We start from the raw sequence: 6,894 nt of genomic DNA, 5'->3' as shown, positions 1-6,894 counted from the left end.
CCCCCCCCCCCCCCCCCCCCCCCCCCCCCCCCCCCCCCCCCCCCCCCCTTACACTCCCCCCCCCCCCCCCCCAAAAAAACCCCCTCGGTGTTTGGCCGCCGGTCACTTTTTTTTAAACGCCCCGGTGGGGGGGCCGCGACCCCCCGGGGGGGGGGGGCCCGGGCGGGCGGGCCCCCCCCGCCGGGGGGGGGGGGGCCGCCCCCCCGGCCCGCCGCCCCGCACACCGCGAACGCTGCGGACCGCCTCGATCCTCGGTGGGCGCGAGCCCCGTCGAGGCCCCGGCTGGTCCCCGCGCAGCCGCTGGCCCCGCCGGGTCGGCCGAGGCGGCGGTGCCCGGCGCCTCGGCCGTGCCGAGACGGACGGGAGGCCGTGGCGGACCCGCCACGGGCCTCCCGTCCGTCGTGGTGACGAACCGCCGGCGGCGCGTCCCGATGCGCACCGCCGACGGTCGCTACCGCGCGACCGTGGTCGCGCTCCCCGCGGCCAGCTTCGCCAGCGTCACGACGTCGAGGTCCGGTGCGTACGCGCTCGCGTTGCCGAGCGTCAGGGCGCCGTTCGCCGTCGTGAGGTCGAGCGGGATGCTCGTGTCCCAGAAGCTGTTCCACGAGTAGCCGTTCCGGACGGTGCCGCGCGTGGTGGCGCCGCCGGCCTCGGTGACGTCGAGGAACCGGTTCACGACCTGGGGGTTGTAGTTCAGGTTCGAGGACTGCTCGGCGTTCGCGGCCGACACCGTCAGCACGTACGACCCTGCGCCCAGGCCGCTCGGTCGGCTCAGCGTCGCGGTGTTGCCGGCGCCGTTGCCCAGGTCCCCGAGCTTCGTGACGACGCCGTTCGCGTCGGCGTCGCCGTTCGATCCAGCGGACGCCGGGATGCTGACGGCCTTCGCGGTCCCGGCGCGCGTCAGGTTCTCGGCCTCGGCCCGCACGGCGTTCGCGGTCGCGGTGTCCGCCGCACGCTGCGCCGACCCCCGGACGGTCGTGATGCCGGTGACGGTCGCGCCGTTCGGCGAACCGACGGTGAGCTCCGAGATGCCCTGCGGTAGCCAGAGTCGCGCGGTGGTCCGCCACGAGCCTGCGCCGCTGATCGACCCGATCGGGACCGAGCGACCGCCGACCTTGAGCGTCAGGGCCGACGCGCCCGTGGTCACCGAGTCGATGCTGACGTCCTGGTAGCCGGACTCGAGCGCCGAGACGAAGAACGTCGCCGTGCCGGACCCGGTCAGCGCTGCTCCGCCGTTCGCCGCGGTGGTCGACGAGCCGTACGTCGTGCTCGCCGCACCGGCAAGACGTGCGTCGACGGCCGGGTAGGTGTCGGTGTCCCCGTTCGCGACGTTCTGCACGGTGAAGCGGTCGAGCGTGATGTCCGCGCCGGGCAGGACGTTCGCGCCGTCCTTGCTCGCCCGGAGCGAGAACGTGTGCGACCCGGCGGCGAGCTGCACGAGCACCGAGGCGGTACCGCGGTACGTCCAGCTCTGGTCCGCGGAGTACTTCACGAGCTGGTTGAACGTGTTGTCCACGAAGAGCGCGTGCTGGCCGGGTCGGCCGTTCGCACCTCCGAGCACGGTGAGTCGGTACGTGCCGGCCGTCGGGGCGTTGACGGTCCAGGTGGCGGTGCTGTCGGCCTTGTTGAACCCGCCGACGTCCTTCCCGCCGGAGGCCATGCCGTTCACCGACGAGGGGTCCTGCGTGTAGACCGTCGCGTCGGTCAGGGTGGTGTTCTCGGCCTCGACCGTGCTGACCGTGGACGTGTCGACCGCGGGACGGTTCGCCCGTGCCGGGGTGACCTCGACCTGGTAGGCGGCGTACCGGTCGCTGTTCGGGACGGTGACGCTGAGGGCGCCGTTCGTCACGGTCGAGCGCTGCGAGACGATGACGGGCGGCTGCTGGGACAGCCCCTCCTTCCCGTTCAGTCGGTCCGCTCGGACCGTGACGTCGACCGAGGTGCCGAAGACGCTGCTGGTGAGGCCCGACAGGTCGACCGAGACGTCGTTCGAGCCGCCGCCGAGCAGCACGGTGGCCTTCTTCGCGGCGGTGTCGATCGCGGCGACGCCCTGCAACGTGTCGGTCGTGTTCGCCTGCGGCGGGGTGACCGTGACGGTGTTCCCGGTCAGGTCGCCGTACCACTTGTACAGCCACCAGGCGCCGTTCGCGCTGTTCGTGCGGGAGGAGTTGTCGTTGAGGTTGCCGGCGTAGTTCCAGTACGCGGTCTGCGCGTCGACCTTCTGGTCCTCGAACATGGAGATCCACTGGACGAGCTGCCCCGGGACGCCCATGTCGCGTGGGTTCCCGTACTCCGTGATGTTCACCGGGATCGCCGACAGGCCGAGCTTCGACAGGATCCCCCGGTAGGTCGACATGTTGCCGCGGAAGTTCGCCAGGCTCCCGGGGTTGAGCTCGTGCCAGATGGTGACGTCCGGCAGCTGGTCCTGCGCCTTCGCGTACGTCAGGAAGTCGGTCGTGCGGTCAGAGTGGAACGACCCGTCGCCCATCGCGCCGATCCGAGCGTGCCCGAGTCCGTGCGCGGTCCACACCTGCTGGATGGTCGTGTACACGGCGGACCAGTCGGACAGGAACTGTGTCTTGTCGTTCGTCCAGTTCGTGTACCAGTCGAGGTCCGGCTCGTTGAACGGGATGAAGACGTACTGCTTCGGGTGCGCCGACTGCGTGGCGATCGCCTCGGCCTCCTGCTTGACGATCGGCAGGTAGTCCCACACGCCGTCGTTGTTCGCGTCGCCAGGCCGGTTGCCGCCGTTGTAGGGGAAGTCCGGGTACTGGTCTTGCATGTAGAGGTACTCGTCCTGGCCGGCGCCGGCGAAGAACGACGGCTCGACGCGGAGGGCGTCGCCGGTCGGGTGCTGTGCGCCGCCCGGCGGCTTCTGCGAAGTGGTGGTGATGTGCGCGCCGTCGATGAGCGCCTGCGTCGGGTTGCCCGGGTCGCCGAGGCCGTAGAGCGTCCCGCCGGCACCGCCGCGGACGGCTCCGGTGGACGAGCCGAACGCGACGCCGAGGTGGTCGACGGTGGCAGCGGACGCCGCGGGTGCGATCCCGACGAGTCCGAGGGCGGTGAGGGCGGCGACCGAGACGGCCGCGGCGAACCCGGGCGCACGGCGGCGGCCAGGAGGGACAGGACGTGGCACTTCGTACTCCTTCGTACAGGGCCCCGGAGGCGGGACGATCGGAACCCTAAGTCCTGAAAGCGATTTCAACAAGGGGGCGTCGCGCTCTTCCCTGGCAGGAGCTGTAGAAGATAGCGATTTCAGATTTCCGCTTGCGCTGCCACTTGAAACCGCTATCATCGGCTCCACGGTCCACCGACGGACCGCACGACGAGGAGGCAGCGTTGCCGCAGATCGACTGGACCCCACCGGGCGTCCATCTGGCGTTCCGACACGACGAGGACCGGCCCCTGAGGGTGACCCGGTTCGTCGGCCGCGGAGCCGACGCGTGCCTCGGCGACGACGTGCCGCTCGTGGAGGTGCTCGCCGTCGGCTTCGGGCACACGCTCTCCAACGACCGACTCGTGCAGACCTCGATCGGCGCCGCACTGCGGTACCGCTCGCACGACGAGCCGGCCGCGGACACCCTCGTGGTCCACCTCGGCACGGAGGGCATCACACCGGCCGTGGAGGTCGACGTGACGCTCCGTGCGGTCGACGGTGCGGTGCGGTGCGTGTCCACGGTCCGGAACGCGGGTGCCGAGGCCGTCCTGCTCACCTCGGTGACGAGCTGGGCGAGCGGCCTCGGGCGGGACGCGGGAGCCGAGCGCCCCCTGCTGCCGTCGGACTGGTCCCTCGTCGAGGGTGTGAACGACTGGCTCGGCGAGGGGCGCTGGACCACGCGACCGCTGCGCGGTGCCCTCCTGCCGGAACTCCACGAGGAGCTCACCGGCCACACGCCACGGTCCGCCGTCACCCGCACGGCGGCGGGGACCTGGTCGACCGGTGGGCACCTGCCCGTCGCGGGCCTGACGGCACCGGGACTGACCTGGTTGTGGGAGGTCGAGCACAACGGTCCCTGGCGGTGGGAGGTCGGCGAGCACGTCTCCGACTGCTACGTCGCGGTGTCCGGTCCGACGGACCGCGACCACCAGTGGTCGGTGTCGCTGGAGCCCGGTGACACGTTCACGACCGTGCCGGCGACCGTGGCGCTGGGACGGGACCTGCCGACCGCTGCGGCCGCGATGACCGCAGCGCGGCGGCGGAACCGTCTGCCGCACCCCGAGAACACGGTGCCGACGATCGTCTTCAACGACTACATGAACACCCTCGACGGCGATCCCACCACCGCCAAGCTCCTCCCACTCGTGGCCGCGGCCGGCCGTGTCGGCGTGGACACGTTCTGCATCGACGCCGGCTGGTACTCCGACACGGCGGACTGGTGGGACACCGTCGGAGCGTGGGAGCCGTCGCGCACCCGCTTCCCGAACGGCCTCCGCGAGGTCGTCGACGCGATCGGGAAGGCCGGCATGACGCCGGGCCTGTGGCTCGAGCCCGAGGTCGTCGGTGTCGGCAGCCCGGTCGCCGACCGCCTGCCACCCGAGGCGTTCCTGCAGCGCCGCGGACACCGGGTCGAGGAACACGACCGGTACCACCTCGACCTCCGGCACCCCGCAGCCCGAGCGCACCTCGACGCCGTCGTGGACCGCCTCGTCGAGGAGTTCGGCATCGGGTTCTTCAAGCTCGACTACAACATCGACGGCGGACCGGGGACCGACCGCGCGGCGGACAGCGTCGGCGCGGGGCTGCTCGAGCACAACCGGGCGCACCTCGCCTGGCTCGAGGGCGTCCTCGCACGTCACCCGGGCCTCGTGCTCGAGAACTGCGCGTCCGGCGCGATGCGCATGGACTCCGCCGTGCTCGCACGGACCCAGCTGCAGTCGACCTCCGATCAGCAAGACCCCCTGCTGTACCCGCCCATCGCCGCCGCCGCCGGCCTCGCAGTGCTGCCCGAGCAGTCGGCCAACTGGGCGTACCCGCAGCCGGACCTGTCCGACGAGCAGAACGTCTTCACCCTGGTGACGGGCCTCGCCGGGCGGTTCTACCTGTCCGGGCACCTCGACGGCATGTCGGACGACCAGACGGCCCGCGTCCGCGAGGCGGTCGACACCGCTCGGTCCCTCCACCGGGACATCGCCGACACGGTGCCGTCCTGGCCCCTGGGCCTGCCCGGGTGGACCGACCGCTGGGTCGCCGCCGCCCGACACGGACGCGACCGGACCGTCGTCTCCGTCTGGGACCGCGGACCCGGCGCCGACACCGCCGAGCTGCGCTTCCCCGAGCTCGTCGGCCGCGAGCTGCACGTCGCCACGATCTTCCCGCACGACCTGCCCGGATGGCAGGCCGAGTGGGACGCCGACACCGGCACCCTGTCGGTCCGCACCACCGTCACCACCCCGACGGCGCGGACCTTCTCCCTCACCCCGACGGCGCCGTCGGCGTGACCCCACTCCGCACCACGAACCCCCGCACCACGAACCCCCGCAACCACGAACACCTCACACCAAGGACGAACATGAAGCACGCATGGAAGGGCGCCATCGCCGTCGCCGCCGTGACCGCCGCGCTCCTCACCGGCTGCAGCGACCCCGGCTCCGGCACGACGACCGGCTCCGGGTCGGTCACCTGGCCATCGCAGACAGCGGACCTGAAGGGCACCACGCTCACGATCTGGGCCGCACAGAACTCGAACAAGACCGCCGACTCCGTCATCAGCGGGTTCGAGAAGGCCACGGGTGCGACGGTCAAGGTCGTCACCATCCCCGACCCCTACGAGCAGGGTGTCCAGACCAAGGTCGCGACGGGTGACAAGCCCGACCTGGCGTTCTGGCAGCCCACGGCCTCGGAGCTCACCTCGCTCAACGCGAAGCAGAACCTCCAGCCCCTGACCGGTGCCCCGTGGACGTCGAAGTACACCGCCAACCTCGCCGACATCACCGGCAAGCTCGACGGCACCCGGTACGCCGCACTCGTCAGCACGCCCGCCGTCGAGGGCGTCTACTACAACAAGGAGGTCCTCGCGAAGGCCGGGATCACCTCGACCCCGAAGAACTGGGACGAGTTCCTCGCCGACGCGAAGACCCTCAAGAGCAAGGGTGTGACCCCCTTCTTCGAGATGGGCGGCGACAAGTGGGCCACCCAGTGGTGGGTGCAGGTCCAGCTCGCCGACGCAGCCAAGGACGGCCTCTGGAAGCAGATCAACACCGGGAAGGAGAAGTTCACCGACGCCACGGTCCAGAAGGCGGTCGACAACTACGACGACCTGATCAAGCAGGGCATGTTCAACAGCGACATCAAGACCGCCACGTTCGAGGACCAGGGCAAGGCGCTCCTCGCCGGCGACGCCGGCATGGTGATCCAGGTCAACTCGTTCTTCAACCAGCTGCAGACCCTCGCGAAGACCGACGAGCTCAACCAGAAGATCGGGTTCTTCCCGATCTCACCCTCGGGCAACACCGGCACGTTCATCCCCGACCAGAGCAACGCGTTGGTCGCGTTCAAGACCGGCAACGACAAGCAGGAGGCAGCCGCCCGGCAGTTCCTGTCGTACTGGATGGGCAAGGGCTACGCCGGCTTCGTCAAGGACCAGTCCACCGTCTCGATCGAGCAGGGCGTCGGCACGCCCTCGACGGTCCCGACGGCACTCAAGGACGCCGCGGCGGCCGTGCCGGACTCGGTCGGTTCGATGCAGGCCGAGGCCATCGCGAACCCCGACCTGTACCTCAACCTCGCGGACATGATCCAGGGCACCAAGACCCCGGACCAGGTCACCCAGGCGACGCAGCAGCAGTTCGCCCAGCTCGCCAAGGCGCAGGGCGCCAGCGGGTTCTGACCCGGCTGACGACTGACGGGAGGCCCGTGGCGGGCCCGCAACGGGCCTCCCGTCCGCAGTCCACGAC

3 protein-coding genes are annotated in these 6,894 nt (G+C 71.1%); 2 read left to right on the top strand and 1 reads right to left on the bottom strand.

The window, feature by feature from the left end; genetic code table 11:
* Positions 1-451 precede the first annotated feature (451 nt).
* Positions 452-3,136, bottom strand: a complete 2,685-nt coding sequence (locus tag ACSW7Y_RS15225) for a hypothetical protein (RefSeq protein ID WP_438127085.1) — start codon at positions 3,134-3,136, stop codon at positions 452-454.
* A gap of 275 nt (positions 3,137-3,411) precedes the next feature.
* On the opposite strand from ACSW7Y_RS15225, the gene ACSW7Y_RS15220 reads away from it, so the two are divergent.
* Positions 3,412-5,439 carry a glycoside hydrolase family 36 protein gene (locus ACSW7Y_RS15220; RefSeq protein ID WP_438127084.1) on the top strand — a complete coding sequence of 676 codons (2,028 nt, stop codon included), beginning with the start codon at positions 3,412-3,414 and terminating at the stop codon, positions 5,437-5,439.
* A gap of 71 nt (positions 5,440-5,510) precedes the next feature.
* Entirely contained in the window at positions 5,511-6,827 is a 1,317-nt protein-coding gene (locus ACSW7Y_RS15215) for an ABC transporter substrate-binding protein (RefSeq protein ID WP_438127083.1), read from the top strand.
* Positions 6,828-6,894: the final 67 nt, after the last annotated feature.

Source organism: Curtobacterium flaccumfaciens (assembly GCF_051548005.1).
Classification (GTDB): domain Bacteria; phylum Actinomycetota; class Actinomycetes; order Actinomycetales; family Microbacteriaceae; genus Curtobacterium.
Note: the sequence above shows the minus strand (reverse complement) of the source record. Positions and strands in the feature narration are given on the sequence as shown.

Excerpts from the sequence above, each read along its gene's own strand:
- ACSW7Y_RS15215 (WP_438127083.1), top strand. The coding sequence starts at position 5,511 with ATGAAGCACGCATGGAAGGGCGCCATCGCCGTCGCCGCCGTGACCGCC.